Source organism: Arthrobacter sp. 08Y14, from assembly GCF_002929455.1.
Lineage (GTDB): Bacteria > Actinomycetota > Actinomycetes > Actinomycetales > Micrococcaceae > Arthrobacter_B > Arthrobacter_B sunyaminii.
Genome location: NZ_PJIX01000002.1, coordinates 587,469 through 603,592, shown reverse-complemented (window position 1 = coordinate 603,592; position 16,124 = coordinate 587,469). Strand labels below are relative to the sequence as shown.

The window sequence follows — 16,124 nt, the reverse complement described above, 5'->3', positions numbered from 1 at the left end:
CCGCCGATCCCGGGCACATCAACCGTTTGGTGGAGCGTAGGCTCAGCCCAACAATCGGTGCGGATCGACCGCTCGTCCGATGGATCGTTGCCGGTTTAGCGGGACGGTGGAAGACAAGGACAACAGGCCGGACATACCGGCCGACGATCTGGAAGGAACTGCCGTGTATCTCGCACTTCGTGACATCCGCTTCGCCAAGGGGCGTTTCGCTCTGATGGGAAGCGTCGTGGCGTTGATTTCGCTGTTGTTGGTTTTGCTTTCCGGGCTGACTGCCGGGCTGGGCAACCAAAACACCGGTGCGGTGGCCGGACTGGAGGACCACGGAATCAACTCCGTTGCCTTTGGCGCTCCCGGCAACACCGAGGCCAAGGCCTCCTACACCGAATCTGTGGTCACTGCCGGGCAACTGCGGGACTGGCGGAACACCGAAGGGGTTCAGGGAGCTGAGCCCCTCGGCATTACCCAGACCCGGGCGGTGGCACAATCCACCGCGAACGTGGCTGTCTTCGGCGTCGAGCCCGGTTCCGCGCTGGCTCCCCAAAGCGTGGACGACGGCGGAGTCATCCTCGGGGCCTCCACCGCGCAGGACCTGGGTGTGGAGGTGGGCGGAACCGTAGCCCTGGGCGGTCGCAGCCTGACCGTAAGTGCCGTCGCCGAAGACTCCTGGTACAGCCACACCCCCGTGGCCTGGGCGTCCCTGGAGACCTGGCAGCAGGTGGCCCACACCGATGATGCGTCCCTGCCGGAAGCCCCCGTTGCCACGGTCATCGTCTCCACCGCCACGTCCGATGCCGCAGAGGCCGCCAACGCCTCGGCCGGGACCGTCTCCACCGACGTTCGCGGTTCCTTCAATGCACTCGGATCCTATCGCTCAGAAAACGGATCACTGCTCCTGATGCAGGCGTTTCTCTACGGCATCTCCGCACTGGTGATTGTCGCGTTCCTGACCGTCTGGACCGTGCAGCGAACCCGGGACATCGCAGTGCTGAAGGCTCTGGGCGGTTCATCGTCCTATCTGCTCCGGGATGCACTCGCCCAAGCCGCGATCGTACTGGTCAGCGGTGCCCTCCTGGGCGGCCTGGCCGGCGTCGGCATCGGCGCTGTCGCGGCTCAGCTGGCCCCGTTCAGCGTCACCGCAGCCACCACGGTCCTGCCCGTCCTGGGAATTGTCCTGCTTGGACTGGCCGGAGCTGCGCTCGCCGTCCGCAGCGTGACCAAGGTGGACCCGCTCACCGCCCTGGGCGGGAACTAACGATGGCCGCCTCAGTAAACCCCTCTCGAAAGGACTCAACATTGTCTGTTTCCCCTGCCCTGTCACTGACCAGCGTCACCCTGGAATACCCTGACGGCGGGGGAACGCTCAAGGCTCTGGACAATGTCACCCTGAACGTTCCGGCCGGCCGGATACTCTCCCTGGTGGGACCCTCAGGCTCCGGCAAGTCCTCCCTCCTGGCCGTGGCCGCTACCCTGATCCGTCCCACAGCCGGCCGGGTCGAAGTGGCCGGCGTGGATACTTCAACCCTGGACGACGCCGGCCGCACCACCCTGCGCCGCGGCCGGGTGGGACTGATTTTCCAGCAACCCAATCTGCTGCCCTCGCTCACGGCGGTGGAGCAGCTGATCATCACTGATCGGTTGCGCGGACAACGCACTTCAGCATCCGGACCGCGGGCACTGGACCTGTTGGATCTGGTGGGCCTAACCGCCGCGGCAAACAAGCGCCCGCACCAGCTTTCCGGCGGCCAGCGGCAGCGGGTCAACATCGCCCGTGCCCTCATGGGAAGCCCGGCGCTGATGCTGGTGGATGAGCCCACAGCGGCACTGGACCATGAACGCTCCGAGAGCATCGTGAAGCTGCTGGTTCACCTGACCCGGGAGTTTGGCTTCGGAACGGTCATGGTCACCCATGACATGGACTTTGTGCCGCTGACCGATGCTGTGGCCAGCATGCGTGACGGCCGCCTCAGCTCCGCTGTGATGACGTCCGCAGCGGCGCAGGAGTAGGGTCTCCACAGGTAAACTCCAAGGTGCCTGAAGAATGCGTTCCTTCCGCACCTTCAAACCCCGCCCCGACAGGAATCGCCTTGAATCGTGCAATCAGCCCCAATGGCCGGATCATTTCGCTGGAGGCCGGTGCCTACACGGCTGGAATAGCCACGGTGGGTGCCGGGATCCAAAGCCTGTCCTACGGGGAGCAATCCCTGGTGCTGCCCTTTGACCCCGACAAAGTGCCGCATGCCTATGCCGGAAAGACGCTCGCTCCGTGGCCCAACCGGATTGATAGCGGCAAGTATGTTTTCCGGGGCCGGAGCTACGAGGTCCCCGTCAACGAGGCATCCACAGGCACCGCGCTCCACGGCCTGGTGGTGTGGGACGAGTGGCAGGTTGCCGGGGAGTCTGCCGGTTCAGTGATCCTGACAAATATGCTGCACGGGCAGCCCGGTTATCCGCACCAGCTGCACCTTTGGGCGGAGTTCTCGCTTGCTGCGGACAGCGGCCTCACAGTGACGATCCAGGCCACCAACGCGGGCCGCACAGCCGCCCCCTACGGAGTCTCCTCGCATCCGTATCTCGTAGCGGGAGGCAAAGCCGTGGATGAGTGCGAGGTCAGCTTCACAGCAGCACAGGTCCTGATGACCGATGACCGGCTCCTGCCGCTGGAGCTGAAGGAAACCGCTGGGTCGGAGTTTGATTTTTCACGGCCCCGGCTCCTGGGCGGGATGAGCCTGGACCACGCGTTCACGGGATTGCCCGACGACGGCTGGCAGGTCACCCTGCGCGACCCCGCCACCGGCGCGGCGACGGTTCTCTCAACTCCGGCCGGCCGCGAGGGATCCGTTTGGCTGCAGATTTATTCCGGTGAAGAACTCGGCCGGCGCGGCATGGCTGTTGAGCCGATGACGTGCCCGCCGGACGCGTTCAACACCGGTACGGATCTGATCGTGCTGGAGCCAGGCGACGAACATAGGTTCTCCTATTCGATCAGCGCCGGATAATTTCACGGCAGACAGCCACCGCAATCCGCAGCAGCTGATGACAGCCCCAGGCTGATTCCAGCTGTGCCTACTGGAAGATATCAATGCCACCGTCACGCCGCGCCCCGTCCCGACCCGTCCCGACCATGGAAGACGTTGCCCGGGTTGCCGGTGTCTCCCACCAGACGGTTTCCCGGGTGCTGAACGATCACCCCAATGTCAGACCGGACACCAAGGAGCGGGTATCAGCTGCCATAGATGAATTGGGTTACCGGCGGAATGCTGCGGCCAGGTCACTTGTTACCCGCTCCTCCAAGGTTATTGGCGTGATCATCACGGAACTGGAGCAGTACGGACCGGCGAGTACTCTGCTCGGCCTGCAGGAGGCGGCTTTCCGGAACGGATACTTCGTCAGCGTGGCAGGGCTTCGTGAGATGACCCGCACCGCCATGGTGGAATCAGTCAATCACCTGCTGAATCAGGCCCCGGACGGCATTGTGGTGGTGGCTCCCGTCCAGGCCGGGGTGGATCTCTTCCGCACCCTGGAACTGAAAATCCCGCTTGAGATTGTAGCCAGCGGTTTGGCGCCCGAGGGCAGCCAGGAGCACGCCGCTCGGATGGCCGTGGCCCACCTGGCCGATCTGGGGCATCGCTCGATTGCCCATTTAGCCGGACCTGCACAGTGGATGGACGCCCAGCGGCGGGCCGCGGGCTGGCGGGACGAATTGGAGGAACGGGGGCTGGCTGCTGCCACGCCCATTGCCGGCGACTGGGGGGCGGAATCCGGCTACCGGATCGGCCTCGAGTTTGATGCGGAAACCTACACGGCTGTGTTCGTGGCCAATGACCAGATGGCACTGGGCTTCATGCGTGCCCTGCACGAGCGCGGCATCAGCGTACCCGGCGACATCAGCGTGGTGGGTTTCGATGACCAGCCCGAGGCAGCGTACTTTTTGCCGCCGCTGACCACCATCCGCCAGGACTACCGCCGTATGGGCAGCTACTGCATCGATCTGCTGCTTGAGGAGATCGCCGGGGCCGGAGATCCAGGGGTGCAGAATCAGGAGGGTCCCGGCATACCGCTACCGGAGCTTGTCATCCGGACCAGTACTGCTCCCCCTCGCTCCTAGGGAGGAATAGGCCCACCGTCTGCCCTTGACATCGTGACGCAGCACACGTCTAATTGTTAGCGCTAACACGACCTGATCAATGACGATTTCTGCGGACCCCGCGCCAGGAGGCACCATGAGTAACCCCCAACCGGACGAGAAGTACGTGCTGGGGGTCGATTACGGCACCTTGTCGGGACGGGCCGTGGTGGTGCGGGTCTCGGACGGGGCGGAACTGGGATCCGCTGTTCATGAGTATCCGCACGCCGTCATCACGCAGACCCTTCCCGGCTCGGACGTCCGGCTGCCTCCGGACTGGGCCCTTCAGGTACCGCAGGATTACGTGGAAGTGCTGCAGAGCGCTGTTCCGGCCGCACTGCGCAGTGCCGGCGTCGATGCCGCGGACGTCATTGGCATCGCGACCGATTTCACTGCCTGCACCATGGTTCCCGTCATCGAAGACGGAACACCCCTGAATGAGCTCCCCGAATTTGCCACACGCCCGCACGCATTCGTCAAGCTCTGGCGCCACCACGCTGCCCAGAGCCAGGCCGTTAGGATCAGCACCCTCGCAGCCGGGCGCGGTGAGTCCTGGCTGGGACGCTACGGCGGCCTGATCTCCTCGGAGTGGGAGTTCGCGAAGGGCCTGCAGGTTCTTGAAGAGGACCCCGAAGTGTACGCCGCCATGGACCACTGGGTTGAGGCTGCGGACTGGATTGTCTGGCAGCTCACCGACACCTACGTCCGCAACGCGTGCACCGCCGGTTACAAGGGCATTTACCAGGACGGCCAGTATCCGTCGGAGGATTACCTCGCCGCCCTTAATCCGGGATTTGCCGGATTCGTCCGGGACAAGCTGGAGCACACCATCGGCCAGCTCGGCTCCCCCGCCGGCACGCTGTCGGCCCGTGCGGCGGCCTGGACAGGGCTCCCCGAGGGCATCGCCGTCGCCGTCGGAAACGTGGACGCCCACGTCACAGCTCCCGCAGCCAACGCCGTGCAGCCCGGTCAGATGGTGGCCATCATGGGCACCTCCACCTGCCATGTGATGAACGCCGGGGAACTCGCTGAAGTCCCGGGCATGTGCGGAGCTGTGCAGGGCGGCATCGTGGAAGGTCTTTGGGGCTACGAAGCAGGACAGAGCGGAGTAGGTGACATCTTCGGTTGGTTCGTGAACAACTGCGTTCCGCCGCGGTACGTGGACGCGGCCGTCGCAGCAGGGATCGGAGTCCACGAGTACCTGACTGGACTCGCCTCCGAGCAGGCCATAGGCCAGCACGGTTTGGTGGCCTTGGACTGGCACAGCGGGAACCGCTCGGTCCTTGTGGACCATGAACTGTCCGGCGTCTTTGTGGGACAAACCCTGGCCACCCGGCCTGAGGACATGTACCGGGCGCTGTTGGAAGCCACGGCCTTCGGCACCCGCACCATCATTGAGGCGTTCAACGCCAGCGGTGTTCCGGTCACGGAATTTGTGGTGGCCGGCGGACTCTTAAAGAACCCGCTGCTAATGCAGATCTACGCTGACGTCATCAACCTGCCGCTGTCCGTGATCGATTCGCAGCAGGGCCCCGCGCTGGGTTCCGCCATCCATGCCGCAGTTGCCGCCGGCGCGTACCCGGACGTCCGCACAGCCGCTGCCGCCATGGGACGGGTTCGCCGCGGCGTGTACCGTCCCATTCCGGAGAATGTTCGCGCCTACGACGAGCTCTTCGCCGAATACACCACCCTCCATGACTACTTTGGCCGCGGCGCCAATGAAGTCATGCACCGGCTCAAGGCCATCCAGCGCACAGCTGCCGGCCATGCCCCAACAACCGCCTCAGAAGAAATGGAACCCGCGCTGTGACGGCCACTCAGGACGTATTAGGCACTGTTGACCGGCTCCGCAGGCAGGTCAGTGATCTGCACGGCGAACTGACCCGCAACGAACTGGTGGTGTGGACCGCAGGCAACATCTCCGCCCGCGTACCGGGCCGGGATCTGATGGTCATCAAGCCCTCCGGGGTCTCCTACGACGAGCTCACTCCCGAGAACATGGTCCTCACCGATCTGTTCGGCACAGCGGTCGACGGCGGGGGCTCGCCGTCGTCGGACACTGACGCCCATGCCTACGTCTACCGGCACATGCCGGCTGTCCACGGCGTCGTGCACACCCACTCCACCTACGCCACCGCCTGGGCCGCCCGAGGCGAAGCCATCCCCTGCGTCCTGACCATGATGGCCGACGAATTCGGCGGGGAAATCCCCGTGGGCCCGTTTGCCCTGATCGGTGACGACTCCATTGGCCGCGGCATCGTGGACATCCTGGACGGGCACCGTTCCACCGCCATCCTCATGAAGAACCACGGGGTATTCACGATCGGTAAGGACGCCCGGTCCGCCGTGAAATCCGCAGTCCTGTGCGAAGAGGTGGCCCGTACCGTTCACATCAGCCGCCAGCTCGGCGAGCTGCTGCCGATCCCGCAGACGGACATTGACCATCTGTACCAGCGCTACCAGAACGTATACGGCCAAAAATAGCGCTCCTCCCCACCCCGCTCACGAAAGACACCATCATGACCATTGACACCATTCCTGCCCGCGAAATCTGGTTCCTCACCGGAAGCCAGGGACTCTACGGCGAAGACACCCTGGCCCAGGTCCGCGAACAGGCCTCCGACATTGCCCGTCAGCTGGACGACGCCGACGCCGTCCCGTACCGCATTGTCTTCAAGCCTGTCCTCAAGGACTCCGACGTCATTCAGGAGACCATCCTTGAGGCGAACTCCTCGGAGGCCTGCATTGGGCTCATCGCGTGGATGCACACTTTCTCCCCCGCCAAGATGTGGATCCGCGGACTGACCAAGCTGCAGCGTCCACTGCTGCACCTGCACACCCAGCACAACGTTGAGCTGCCGTGGGCGGACATTGATATGGACTTCATGAACCTGAACCAGGCTGCACACGGCGACCGCGAGTTCGCCTACATGGCCTCCCGCCTGGGCATCAGCCGCAAGACCGTGGTTGGACACGTCTCCAGCCCCCGCGTTCAGGCCAAGATCGATTCCTGGGCACGCGCCGCAGCCGGCTGGCATGAAATCCGCAACCTAAAACTGGCCCGTTTCGGCGACAACATGCGCAACGTCGCCGTCACCGAGGGTGACAAGACCGAGGCCGAGGTGAAGTTCGGGGTCTCCGTGAACACCTGGTCCGTGAACGAGCTCGCCGAGGCCATGGACCAGGTGACCGAAGAGGCCATCGACGCCCTGGTTACCGAATACGAAGAGAAGTACGACGTCGTTCCCGAACTGCGGCGCGACGGCGGACGACACAAGTCCCTGCGCTACGGCGCCCGGCAGGAGCTGGGGCTGCGCTCCTTCCTGGAGAGCGGCAACTTCGGTGCCTTCACCACCAACTTCGAGGATCTGGGCGCCCTGCAGCAGCTCCCCGGCCTGGCCGTACAGCGGCTGATGGCCGACGGTTACGGATTCGGCGCCGAGGGCGACTGGAAGACCGCTGTCCTGGTCCGTATTGCCAAGGTCATGGGTGAAGGCCTGCCCGGCGGCGCGTCCCTGATGGAGGACTACACCTACAACCTGGTTCCCGGCAGCGAGGTCATCCTCGGCGCCCACATGCTGGAAATCTGCCCGTCCCTGACCACCTCCAAGCCCGCGCTGGAAATCCACCCGCTGGGCATCGGCGGCAAGGATGACCCGGTTCGCCTGGTGTTCACCGCTGACCCGGGCCCCGCCGTCGTCGTTTCCCTGGCGGATATGCGCGAGCGGTTCCGGCTCACCGCCAACCTCGTGGAGAATGTGGTGCCCGAGCAGGACCTGCCCAACCTTCCGGTGGCCCGCGCCGTCTGGAAGCCCGCCCCGGACCTCGAGACCTCTGCCGAGTGCTGGCTCTCCGCCGGCGGCGCGCACCACACCGTCATGTCCACGGCTCTGGGACGAGAAGTGTGGGAGGATTTCGCGCAGATCGCCGATGTGGAACTGGCTATGATCGATGGCTCCACCACAACGTCCGCGTTCGTCAACGAATTGAAAATGAACCAGGCGTACTATCGCCTGGCACAGGGGTTCTAAGGCCTGCGGCACTGTTTGCGGCACTGTTTATCGCGGCAAATTCAGTCCGGGTTGCCGGCCTACATATGGAAGGCATCAACAAATGCTTGAGGAATACAACTGGGCCGGCAACCTGAGCTACTCCGCGGCTGAAATTGCACAGCCCGCCACCGTGGAGGAACTGCAGGCCCTTGTGGCTTCGGCGCCGTCCGTTCGGGCTGTCGGCACCCGGCACTCGTTCAACGACATAGCGGATTCGGCCGGACTGATGGTGAATCTGGAGAAGCTGACCGGTACACCGGTGCTGGATGAGGCTGCTCTAACGGTGACGGTGCCCGCGGGCATCCGCTACGGAGATCTGGCCGGCTTTCTCGTGGAACGCGGTTATGCCCTGCATAACCTGGCCTCGCTGCCGCACATTTCCGTAGCAGGGGCAGTAGCGACGGCGACGCACGGGTCCGGCAACCGGAACGGGAACCTGGCCACCGCCGTGGCCGCGCTGGAACTGGTGACCGCCGACGGCGAGCTCCTGCAGGCGGATAGGTCGAGTCCCATTTTCAACGGCATGGCGGTCTCCCTTGGGGCGCTGGGCATCGTCACCCGGATAACGCTCGATATTGAACCGGCGTACGAGGTCCGCCAGGACGTCTTTACCGACCTGCCCTGGAGCTCGGTGGCAGAGAACTTCGATGAGATCACGTCTGCGGCCTACAGCGTGAGCATCTTCAGCTCCCTGGCCGGACCAAACGCTTCACAGGTGTGGCTCAAGAGCCGCACGGATGCCGAACAGCCGTACGCCGGGAAACCGGAGTTCTTCGGCGGGCCTGCCGCGACGGAACCGATGCATCCGCTGCCCGGCATCAGCGCCGTGAACTGCTCGCAGCAGATGGGCGTGCCCGGTCCCTGGTCGGACCGCCTGTCACACTTCCGGCTCGCCTTCACGCCCAGCAACGGCGACGAGCTGCAGAGCGAGTACCTCATGGACCGCCGCTTTGCCGTGGAAGGGATCGAAATCCTGCGTGGAATGGCTGCGCAGATCGCTCCCCTGCTGCAGGTCTGCGAGATCCGGACCATGGCCGGTGATGACCTGTGGCTGAGCACGAATTACGGACCGGACTCAGTGGGGTTCCACTTCACGTGGAAGCCGATGCAGGCGGAAGTCGAGGCCCTGCTGCGGCGCATGGAGGCTGCTCTTGCTCCCCTTCGGCCGCGGCCGCACTGGGGGAAACTGTTCACCCTCCAGCGGCCGCAGCTGCAGGAACTCTATCCGCGGTTTGGAGACTTCTCCGATCTTGCCCGGCGCTTGGATCCCCAGGGCAAGTTCGTTAATTCGTTCCTGACGCGGACTGTTCTCGGCTAAGTACTAGCGTCGAACCTGTCCCTTGCCGCGTCCGGACATAGTTTCGGCGACGCCGACCAGCAGGACGGAAGCAATCACGGCAACAATGAAGCCGAAAAAGTTGAGCTCGAAGATGTCTCCGGTGCCCACCAGATTCGCGATTACACCGCCAATGACGGAGCCGGCGAGACCGAGCAGCAGTGTTGCCAGCAGGCTTAGGTTCTGCTTTCCGGGCTTGAACAGACGGGCGAGTGCGCCGATGATGAGTCCTGCAACAATGAAACCGATCATCTTGAATTCCTTTACTGTTGGGTCCGAACCCAGCCGGTAAACTCCGGAGGGCGCTAAGTGCCCCTGCCATCCTAGGTGCAGACGGGCTGTGGCCACGAACGGGGGCGGCGTCTCTGACCGGCCAAGGGGAAGCTGTTACAGTCCCAGCTCGGGGCCGGTGGACTCCACCACCACGAGCTCGTCCACCTGGAGCCGCCCAACGTAAAGCTCCTTGATGTCGGCCCGGCCGACGGAGGCTTTGCCGATGGCCAGGGCCCCTACCGCCACCGCGCCCATGGCAACAGCTCCCAGCGAAAACGCACCGATGGCCAGTGTCTTGGCACTGACTGCGGGCAGGACGAGCTCGCGGCGCTGGGACGGGACCGGGACGTTGCCGTGGTGCTGCATGAGTTTCATGCATCCAGAGTGCGGGGAGTTCCACTGCGGCACAAGGCACTGCTTTCCACCGGTGGCGTCCGGAACAGCAAAATGCTCCGCAGCCTGAAGGCTGCGGAGCATTTTGCTGCGATGACTGGCGCCGTTAAGGACCATCCGTAGGCGCGGCCGCCGGTGCGGGGTCGACGGGAGGCTGCACCGGCGCCGGACTAAGCGTGGGCGCAGGCGCGGCGGGCACAGACGGTTCCGGCGTCTCCGGGGCCGCCGGCGCAGGTTCGCTGGTCGGGACCGGGGCAGGTTCGGTTTCCGGCGAGGCTTCCGGGGAAGGCGCCGGATTCTCCTGTTGTTCTTCCTGCGGTGCCTGCTGCTGTTCCGGCTGCGGGGACAGAACCGGAACCCGGTTGGGATCTGTCAGCTCACCGGTGGAATAAAGAGGAGCCACGGCCCGCATGTATTCAGTCCACTGCGCGCCTGCGATGGTGGAGCCGTCCACGTAGCTGCGTGCGACGCCGTTGATGGGCAGATTGTTCAGCGACGAATAGGACGTCCAGTTGCCCACCCAAGAGGCGGTCGAGATGCCCTGGGTGTAGCCCACGGTCCAGGTCTGCTCGGAGACGTCGGTGGTGCCGGTCTTGGCAGCCGCGGGAACACCCAGCGGTTCCAGGGCGCCGGGACCGCTGTTCACCAGGTTCTGCAGTGGCTCGGACACTTCCTTGGCAATCTCCTCGGAAATGGCACGCTCGCACTGTTCCTCGGGGACTTTGTAGGCATTGCCCCGGGAATCGCTGACCTGGGTGAGGGCGATGGGTTCGCAGTACTCGCCGCCGCTGGCGAAGGTCGCGTAAGCAGCCGCCATGGTCAGCGGCGTTACCTCCTGACTGCCCAGGACGAAGGAAGGATTATTCACTTCCAGGGGTTCGCCGTCGACGGCGCGGTGCACGCCCATGCGGGTGGCGGCGTCACGGATGTCGCACAGGTCCAGCTGCGAGGCCTGGGCCACGGTGGCCGTGTTAGCGGACCAGGTCAGCCCGTCACCCACGGTCATGGAGCGTTCGTAGCCTTCCTGCGCGTTCTTGAACTTCCATTCGTCGAAGTATGCATCTTCCGGCAGGCAGCTGGCAGTCCAGTCATAACCGGCCGGGTATGTGGTGCGGGAAGCATCAACAACGTCGTCGATGCTTCCACCGGCCTCAAGGTAAGCAACAGTGGTGAACGGCTTCATCGTGGATCCGGGCTGGAAACCATTGGCGGTGCCGCCCATTGTCTTGTCGACGTTGAAGTTCAGCTGCGTGTTTCCGGCGCCTTCTTCAGGCGTGTAATTGGTGTTCTGGGCCATGGCCAGGATTTTTCCCGTTCCCGGTTCCACAGAAACCATGGCCGAGCCTGCTCCGGATTCATCACCAACGGGCACCTGGGCCTCAATTTGGGTCTGGGCCTGCTCCTGGAGCCGCGAATCAAGCGTGGTGGTAATCGTCAGGCCGCCGCGGGCCAGCAGCTTGGCACGAGCTGTTTCATCCACGCCAAACTCATCGGACGAGAGGATGACCTGCTCCACGTAGCTGCAGAAGTACTCGGCCATGTCGGCACCCACGCAGCCGGAGTGGGCTGCGGGCTGGGGGTTCAGCTGCAGATCGGAGGCAACCGCGGCGTCGTACTCCTGCTGCGTGATCTTGTCGTAGCGCAGCATCGCAGCGAGCACCGCGTCGCGGCGGTCCCGGGTGCCCTCCGGGTTGGTGAACGGGTTGAAGTTATTCGGCGACTGCACCATGCCTGCGAGCATGGCCGACTGGGCAACGTTCAAGTTGGCGGCGGGAATACCGAAGAAGTTCTGGGCTGCTGCTTCAATGCCGTAGGTGCGGCCGCTGAAGAGCACGATGTTCAGGTAGCCCTCCAGGATCTCGTCCTTGGAGTACTCCTTCTCTACGGCGAGGGAGAGTTTTGCTTCACGGATCTTATCGGTGAAGTTCTTGGTTCCGCTGATGGTGAGGTCTTCGCCGCTCTTGCCTTCAGCAACACCCTGATCGATGAGTACGTTGTTCACGTACTGCATGGTCAGCGTGGAGGCACCCTGTGTGCTGTCCTTGGTCAGGTTGGAGGCCAGTGCGCGTGCAACGCCCTTGGCATCAACTCCCCCGTGTTCGTAGAACCGGTTGTCCTCGATAGCGATGATCGCGTCCTGCATGGACGGGGAGATCTGGTCCAGCGTCACCGGGATCCGGTTCTGGGCGTAGAACGAGGCAAGCAGCACGCCGTCTGCCGAATAGATCTTGGAGCCCTCATCCAGCGGTCCGGTTTGGAACTCGTCGGGAAGGTCTTCCATGGCATCGAGGACGATGTTTGCACCCGTGGCACCGACGGCAGCCGTGGGGATGAAGATCCCGGCCACCAGTGCGCCGCAGAAAGCACTTACCAGCAGGAACAACACCAGCCGGCCGGAGGTGCCGAGTCTGCCCAGCATGGAGGAGTTGTTTTGTCGCATCCGCCCAAGATACAACGGGTTTCTGTGATCTGTCTTGACGGCGGCACTGTTACAGATGTAGAAGCCGGCCCGCATTTGGCTGACCCGCGCGCATTTCCATCTGCTGGACCCAACATGAGCGCAAAGTTCCGTGAGAATAAGATCACATCACCGGAGGTGCGCCGAACACGATGGGGACCGCCTCGGGTATACGCTGTATACATGTCGACGCCCCCTGGAGCACAGCACCGCCCCGAGCTGTCCGCCCGTGCCATTGCGGCGTGCGGCGTCTCCCTGGCTGACCAGGAGGGGCTGGAGTCCGTCTCCATGCGGCGCATCGCCGAGACACTCGGCGTGTCTCCCATGGCCTTGTACCGGCACATAGGAAACAGGGAGTCCCTGCTGCTGGCAATGGCAGGCCTGGCTGCCCGCCGCACTGAGCTCATCCCGCCTCCCCCGGCGTCCTGGCAGGTAATGCTTCGGACCATGGCGGAGTCGCTTTGGGAGGGATTCGTACAGCATCCCTGGCTGCTGCAGATTGTCCTTGGTCCAAGCCGTCTTCTGGATATGGCCCCGACCGGTGAGCTGGAGCATCTGCTTCGTGCACTGCAGGACGCCGGATTGTCCGATGAGGAGTGCTTCGACTGCGTGGTGGGGATCTCCGCCGTCGTGATAGGAACGTCAACCCTTGCCCTTGCTGCCAACCCGGGACCCGGCGTGCACCGCCCGTCCCGGCCCAACGCCGTCGTCCGCCTCAACGACGACGACGGTGCGGGACATGAAAGCATGGCCAGCGCTTTCCGGAGGCGCGGCATCACCTATGACGCTTCCCGAAGGAGTCTGGACTATGCCGTGGACAGTTTTTTGCGCGGCATACAGGCTCGTACCCATGAAAACCTCCGGACAGTGCAAAATACGCCGTCCGGCCCGGAGAAGGAGCAACAATGAAACTCAGCAACAAAACGGCCATCGTCACCGGCGGTGCAGGCGGGATTGGCCAGGGAATTGTCCGCCACTTCCTATCCGAAGGTGCCAAGGTGGCAATTGTGGACATCAACCAGGAACAGGGCGACAAGCTGGTGGCGGACCTGGCCGATCTGGGTGAAGCCATCTTCATCTGCAAGGACATCTCGCTGCCCGAAAGCGCTGCGGAAATCGTCGCTGAAACCGTGGGGCGCTTCGGCAAGCTGGACATTCTGGTCAACAACGCGCATGCCTCAAAGCAGGCTCCCATTCTGGAAACGACCCCGGAAATCTGGAACCTTTCCTTCGGCACCGGAACCATGGCAACCCTGTACCTGATGCAGGCCGCGCACCCTGAACTGAAGAAGACTCACGGCAGCATCATCAACTTCGGGTCCGGTGCCGGCATCAAGGGTCTGCCAAACCAGGTTGCCTATGCCGCGGCCAAGGAAGCCATCCGTGCGATCACCCGTACGGCAGCGAACGAGTGGGCGGCGGACGGTATCCGCGTGAATGTTGTCAGCCCGGTGGCGCTGACTCCCGGCATCGTCCAGTGGAGCAAGGCCTACCCCGAGGCGTACCAGGAAGTTGTGAATGGTGTTCCGCTGGGGCGCCTGGGTGATCCGGAGACTGACATTGCTCCGATCGTGGCTTTCCTAGCCAGCGACGAATCGCGCTACCTGACCGGACAGACGCTGATGGCTGACGGCGGCAGCATCAAGCTCTACTAAAACAGCGTCATGCTCTACTGACGTGCACCATTCAGCGGATGCGCCGGATCCAGAAGATCCGGCGCATCCGCTGCCATTCTGCTTAGTTCCCTGTTCCACCGTGGGAGTAGGTAGTTGCAGATAAAAGACGGGTATTTTCAAAGCTCGGAAGACACCTGTTTTCCGGCTTTTGGGGCTGTTTTCGGGACGGAAATGTCGGTGGCGGGTGAAAGCCTGAAGGCATGGATCAGAACGGATCTTTTCGACGCAGCGGCACCGGTGAAGCATTCGGTGCCGGCAAGCATGGTGTGTCCAGCCGGTCGGTCTTTGATGCCGCGCCCGGTGCCGTTCAATCCGGTACCGCTCAAACCGGGGTTGTTCAGTCCGGTGCCGCGGATCCTGGCACTGTTCAGAGCCTTGAGGGTTTGACCGGTTCGTTGGTCCTGCAGGGTGTGGAGGCCCTGACCCAGGACGAGTCATCAGTGGTGTTGTCCCGGTTGGATGCTTTGGTGCGGTGGGCTCAAGCCCAGCAGGCCAAAGTGCTGCACCGGATGGAAACAGTCTTCCGCGACGACTTACTCGAAGACATCGGTAGGGAGGATCCGGGATTGACGTTCAGTCTTGCTGCGGAGGAAGCTGCCGCGATCCTGTGCTTGCCCACCAACACCGCGAAGATGCTGATGAGCGACGCCGGACAGTTGTGTTCCACCCACACTGCAACGCTGGCCGGCCTGGAAGCGGGCACCCTCAGTTACGGGCATGTGCAGACGGTGCTGGACCAGTCCCGGAATGTCCCCGAGGCTGATCTGGCTGGCTTTGAAAAGGATCTGCTGGCGGTTGCGGCCGCGGGTCAGACGCCGAGCCAGTTCCGGGTGAAGGCCCGCCGGATGCGGGAGAAGGCGTATCCGGAAACAATTAGCGTCCGGCATAAGACAGCGTTTGAGCGGCGAAGGGTTTGTCTGGCGCCGGATGAGGACGGCATGTCGTGGTTGTCGGCGTTATTACCGGCAGCGAGGGCGCAGTTGGTTTATACGCAGCTGACGACGGCGGCGCGGGGTGAGCAGGGTGCGGGGGATCCGCGGGGAGTGGATCAGTTGCGGGCGGACATCCTGGCTGACCTGCTCGACGGTGACGAGGATGCGGACCGGAATGTGAACGACAGCGGTGGGAGCAATGCTCAGGGTGCCAGAGCTGGCAGTGAACCTGCCACCGGTAACAAGTCCCGGGCCCGCACCGAGATCTTGGTCCTGATCACTGCCGAGACCCTGTTCGGTGCTGATGAACAGCCTGCCGAACTGCACGGGTACGGGCCGATCAGCCCGGAAACTGCCCGTCGTTTGGCCCGGCAGGCGGCGCACTGGACGCCGGTGGAACGGCACCCGGACACTGAGGAGATTCTGCGGGTCGGGCGGCGGCGGAAAGTCCCGGCCGGGCTGCAGCGCTGGCTGCGGGCCCGGGACGGAACCTGCCGGTTCCCGGGGTGCCGGACCAACGCCGTCATCGCCGAGATAGACCACACCAAACCGTGGTCCCACGGCGGGAGCACCGATCATGACAACCTGGAGCACTTGTGCCGGCGGCATCACATGTTCAAGTCCCGGGGCTTTTGGAAAGCCCACCAGCGCATCCCGGGAATTATTGAGTGGACGTCACCGGGAGGCCGGACCTACCGCACGGATCCGCACCTCACCCTGGCCACAGGACCAGACACAGGACCAGACACAGGACCAACGGCGGGGGCCGGGAACTCCGCTCCGCCCGGCCGGTCTTTTGCCCGGTCGGCCGCCGATCCGGACCCGGCCGACTACGGCGATGATCCGCCGCCCTATTGATGGGCAACAGGGAGGCTGACCCC

At 63.7% G+C, this 16,124-nt stretch carries 14 protein-coding genes; 11 read left to right on the top strand and 3 right to left on the bottom strand.

Going from position 1 to position 16,124, the window contains the following annotated elements; genetic code table 11:
- The first annotated feature begins 163 nt into the window (after positions 1–163).
- From CXR03_RS09360 to CXR03_RS09325, 8 genes are all read left to right on the top strand, one after another.
- On the top strand, positions 164–1,252 hold the full coding sequence (locus CXR03_RS09360; protein WP_104104075.1) for an ABC transporter permease: 1,089 nt from the start codon (positions 164–166) through the stop codon (positions 1,250–1,252).
- A 2-nt stretch (positions 1,253–1,254) separates the two neighbouring features.
- Positions 1,255–2,004 carry an ABC transporter ATP-binding protein gene (locus CXR03_RS09355; RefSeq protein WP_104103550.1) on the top strand — a complete coding sequence of 250 codons (750 nt, stop codon included), beginning with the start codon at positions 1,255–1,257 and terminating at the stop codon, positions 2,002–2,004.
- An 80-nt stretch (positions 2,005–2,084) separates the two neighbouring features.
- The gene (locus CXR03_RS09350) at positions 2,085–2,996 is read left to right on the top strand and encodes an aldose-1-epimerase (RefSeq protein WP_181034546.1); all 912 of its coding nucleotides are present in this window, start codon (positions 2,085–2,087) and stop codon (positions 2,994–2,996) included.
- An 83-nt stretch (positions 2,997–3,079) separates the two neighbouring features.
- Entirely contained in the window at positions 3,080–4,105 is a 1,026-nt protein-coding gene (locus tag CXR03_RS09345) for a LacI family DNA-binding transcriptional regulator (RefSeq protein ID WP_258073578.1), read from the top strand.
- A 115-nt stretch (positions 4,106–4,220) separates the two neighbouring features.
- Positions 4,221–5,933, top strand: a complete 1,713-nt coding sequence (araB, locus tag CXR03_RS09340) for a ribulokinase (RefSeq protein WP_104103547.1) — start codon at positions 4,221–4,223, stop codon at positions 5,931–5,933.
- The gene (locus CXR03_RS09335; protein ID WP_104103545.1) at positions 5,930–6,607 is read left to right on the top strand and encodes an L-ribulose-5-phosphate 4-epimerase; all 678 of its coding nucleotides are present in this window, start codon (positions 5,930–5,932) and stop codon (positions 6,605–6,607) included. The genes araB and CXR03_RS09335 overlap by 4 nt, the downstream gene beginning before the upstream one ends.
- 35 nt (positions 6,608–6,642) lie before the next feature.
- Positions 6,643–8,154: an L-arabinose isomerase gene (gene araA / locus CXR03_RS09330; protein WP_104103544.1), complete on the top strand. Its 1,512-nt coding sequence runs from the start codon at positions 6,643–6,645 to the stop codon at positions 8,152–8,154.
- 82 nt (positions 8,155–8,236) lie between these two features.
- Positions 8,237–9,493: an FAD-binding protein gene (locus CXR03_RS09325; RefSeq protein WP_104103542.1), complete on the top strand. Its 1,257-nt coding sequence runs from the start codon at positions 8,237–8,239 to the stop codon at positions 9,491–9,493.
- A 3-nt stretch (positions 9,494–9,496) separates the two neighbouring features.
- On the opposite strand, the gene CXR03_RS09320 is transcribed toward CXR03_RS09325, so the two are convergent.
- The 3 genes from CXR03_RS09320 to CXR03_RS09310 all read right to left on the bottom strand — a co-directional run bounded on the left by CXR03_RS09320 (position 9,497) and on the right by CXR03_RS09310 (position 12,617).
- Positions 9,497–9,763, bottom strand: a complete 267-nt coding sequence (locus tag CXR03_RS09320; protein WP_104103541.1) for a GlsB/YeaQ/YmgE family stress response membrane protein — start codon at positions 9,761–9,763, stop codon at positions 9,497–9,499.
- Positions 9,764–9,898: 135 nt separating this feature from the next.
- Positions 9,899–10,159 (bottom strand): hypothetical protein, encoded by a 261-nt coding sequence (locus CXR03_RS09315; RefSeq protein WP_219816219.1) that lies wholly within the window; start codon positions 10,157–10,159, stop codon positions 9,899–9,901.
- 124 nt (positions 10,160–10,283) lie between these two features.
- Positions 10,284–12,617 carry a transglycosylase domain-containing protein gene (locus CXR03_RS09310; RefSeq protein WP_258073577.1) on the bottom strand — a complete coding sequence of 778 codons (2,334 nt, stop codon included), beginning with the start codon at positions 12,615–12,617 and terminating at the stop codon, positions 10,284–10,286.
- A 201-nt stretch (positions 12,618–12,818) separates the two neighbouring features.
- Between CXR03_RS09310 and CXR03_RS09305 the strand changes: the two genes are divergently transcribed.
- The 3 genes from CXR03_RS09305 (at position 12,819) to CXR03_RS09295 (ending at position 16,101) form a co-directional block, all read left to right on the top strand.
- Positions 12,819–13,544, top strand: a complete 726-nt coding sequence (locus tag CXR03_RS09305; RefSeq protein WP_181034545.1) for a TetR/AcrR family transcriptional regulator — start codon at positions 12,819–12,821, stop codon at positions 13,542–13,544.
- Positions 13,541–14,290, top strand: a complete 750-nt coding sequence (locus CXR03_RS09300) for an SDR family NAD(P)-dependent oxidoreductase (RefSeq protein WP_104103538.1) — start codon at positions 13,541–13,543, stop codon at positions 14,288–14,290. The genes CXR03_RS09305 and CXR03_RS09300 overlap by 4 nt, the downstream gene beginning before the upstream one ends.
- Before the next feature lie 221 nt (positions 14,291–14,511).
- Positions 14,512–16,101 (top strand): HNH endonuclease signature motif containing protein, encoded by a 1,590-nt coding sequence (locus tag CXR03_RS09295; RefSeq protein ID WP_104103536.1) that lies wholly within the window; start codon positions 14,512–14,514, stop codon positions 16,099–16,101.
- The last annotated feature ends 23 nt before the right edge of the window (positions 16,102–16,124 follow it).

Coding starts and splice junctions, on each gene's coding strand:
- CXR03_RS09355 (WP_104103550.1), top strand. CDS start 1,255: ATGGCCGCCTCAGTAAACCCCTCTCGAAAGGACTCAACATTGTCTGTT.
- CXR03_RS09345 (WP_258073578.1), top strand. CDS start 3,080: ATGCCACCGTCACGCCGCGCCCCGTCCCGACCCGTCCCGACCATGGAA.
- araB (WP_104103547.1), top strand. CDS start 4,221: ATGAGTAACCCCCAACCGGACGAGAAGTACGTGCTGGGGGTCGATTAC.
- araA (WP_104103544.1), top strand. CDS start 6,643: ATGACCATTGACACCATTCCTGCCCGCGAAATCTGGTTCCTCACCGGA.
- CXR03_RS09325 (WP_104103542.1), top strand. CDS start 8,237: ATGCTTGAGGAATACAACTGGGCCGGCAACCTGAGCTACTCCGCGGCT.
- CXR03_RS09320 (WP_104103541.1), bottom strand. CDS start 9,763: ATGATCGGTTTCATTGTTGCAGGACTCATCATCGGCGCACTCGCCCGT.
- CXR03_RS09315 (WP_219816219.1), bottom strand. CDS start 10,159: ATGAAACTCATGCAGCACCACGGCAACGTCCCGGTCCCGTCCCAGCGC.
- CXR03_RS09310 (WP_258073577.1), bottom strand. CDS start 12,617: ATGCGACAAAACAACTCCTCCATGCTGGGCAGACTCGGCACCTCCGGC.
- CXR03_RS09305 (WP_181034545.1), top strand. CDS start 12,819: ATGTCGACGCCCCCTGGAGCACAGCACCGCCCCGAGCTGTCCGCCCGT.
- CXR03_RS09300 (WP_104103538.1), top strand. CDS start 13,541: ATGAAACTCAGCAACAAAACGGCCATCGTCACCGGCGGTGCAGGCGGG.
- CXR03_RS09295 (WP_104103536.1), top strand. CDS start 14,512: ATGGATCAGAACGGATCTTTTCGACGCAGCGGCACCGGTGAAGCATTC.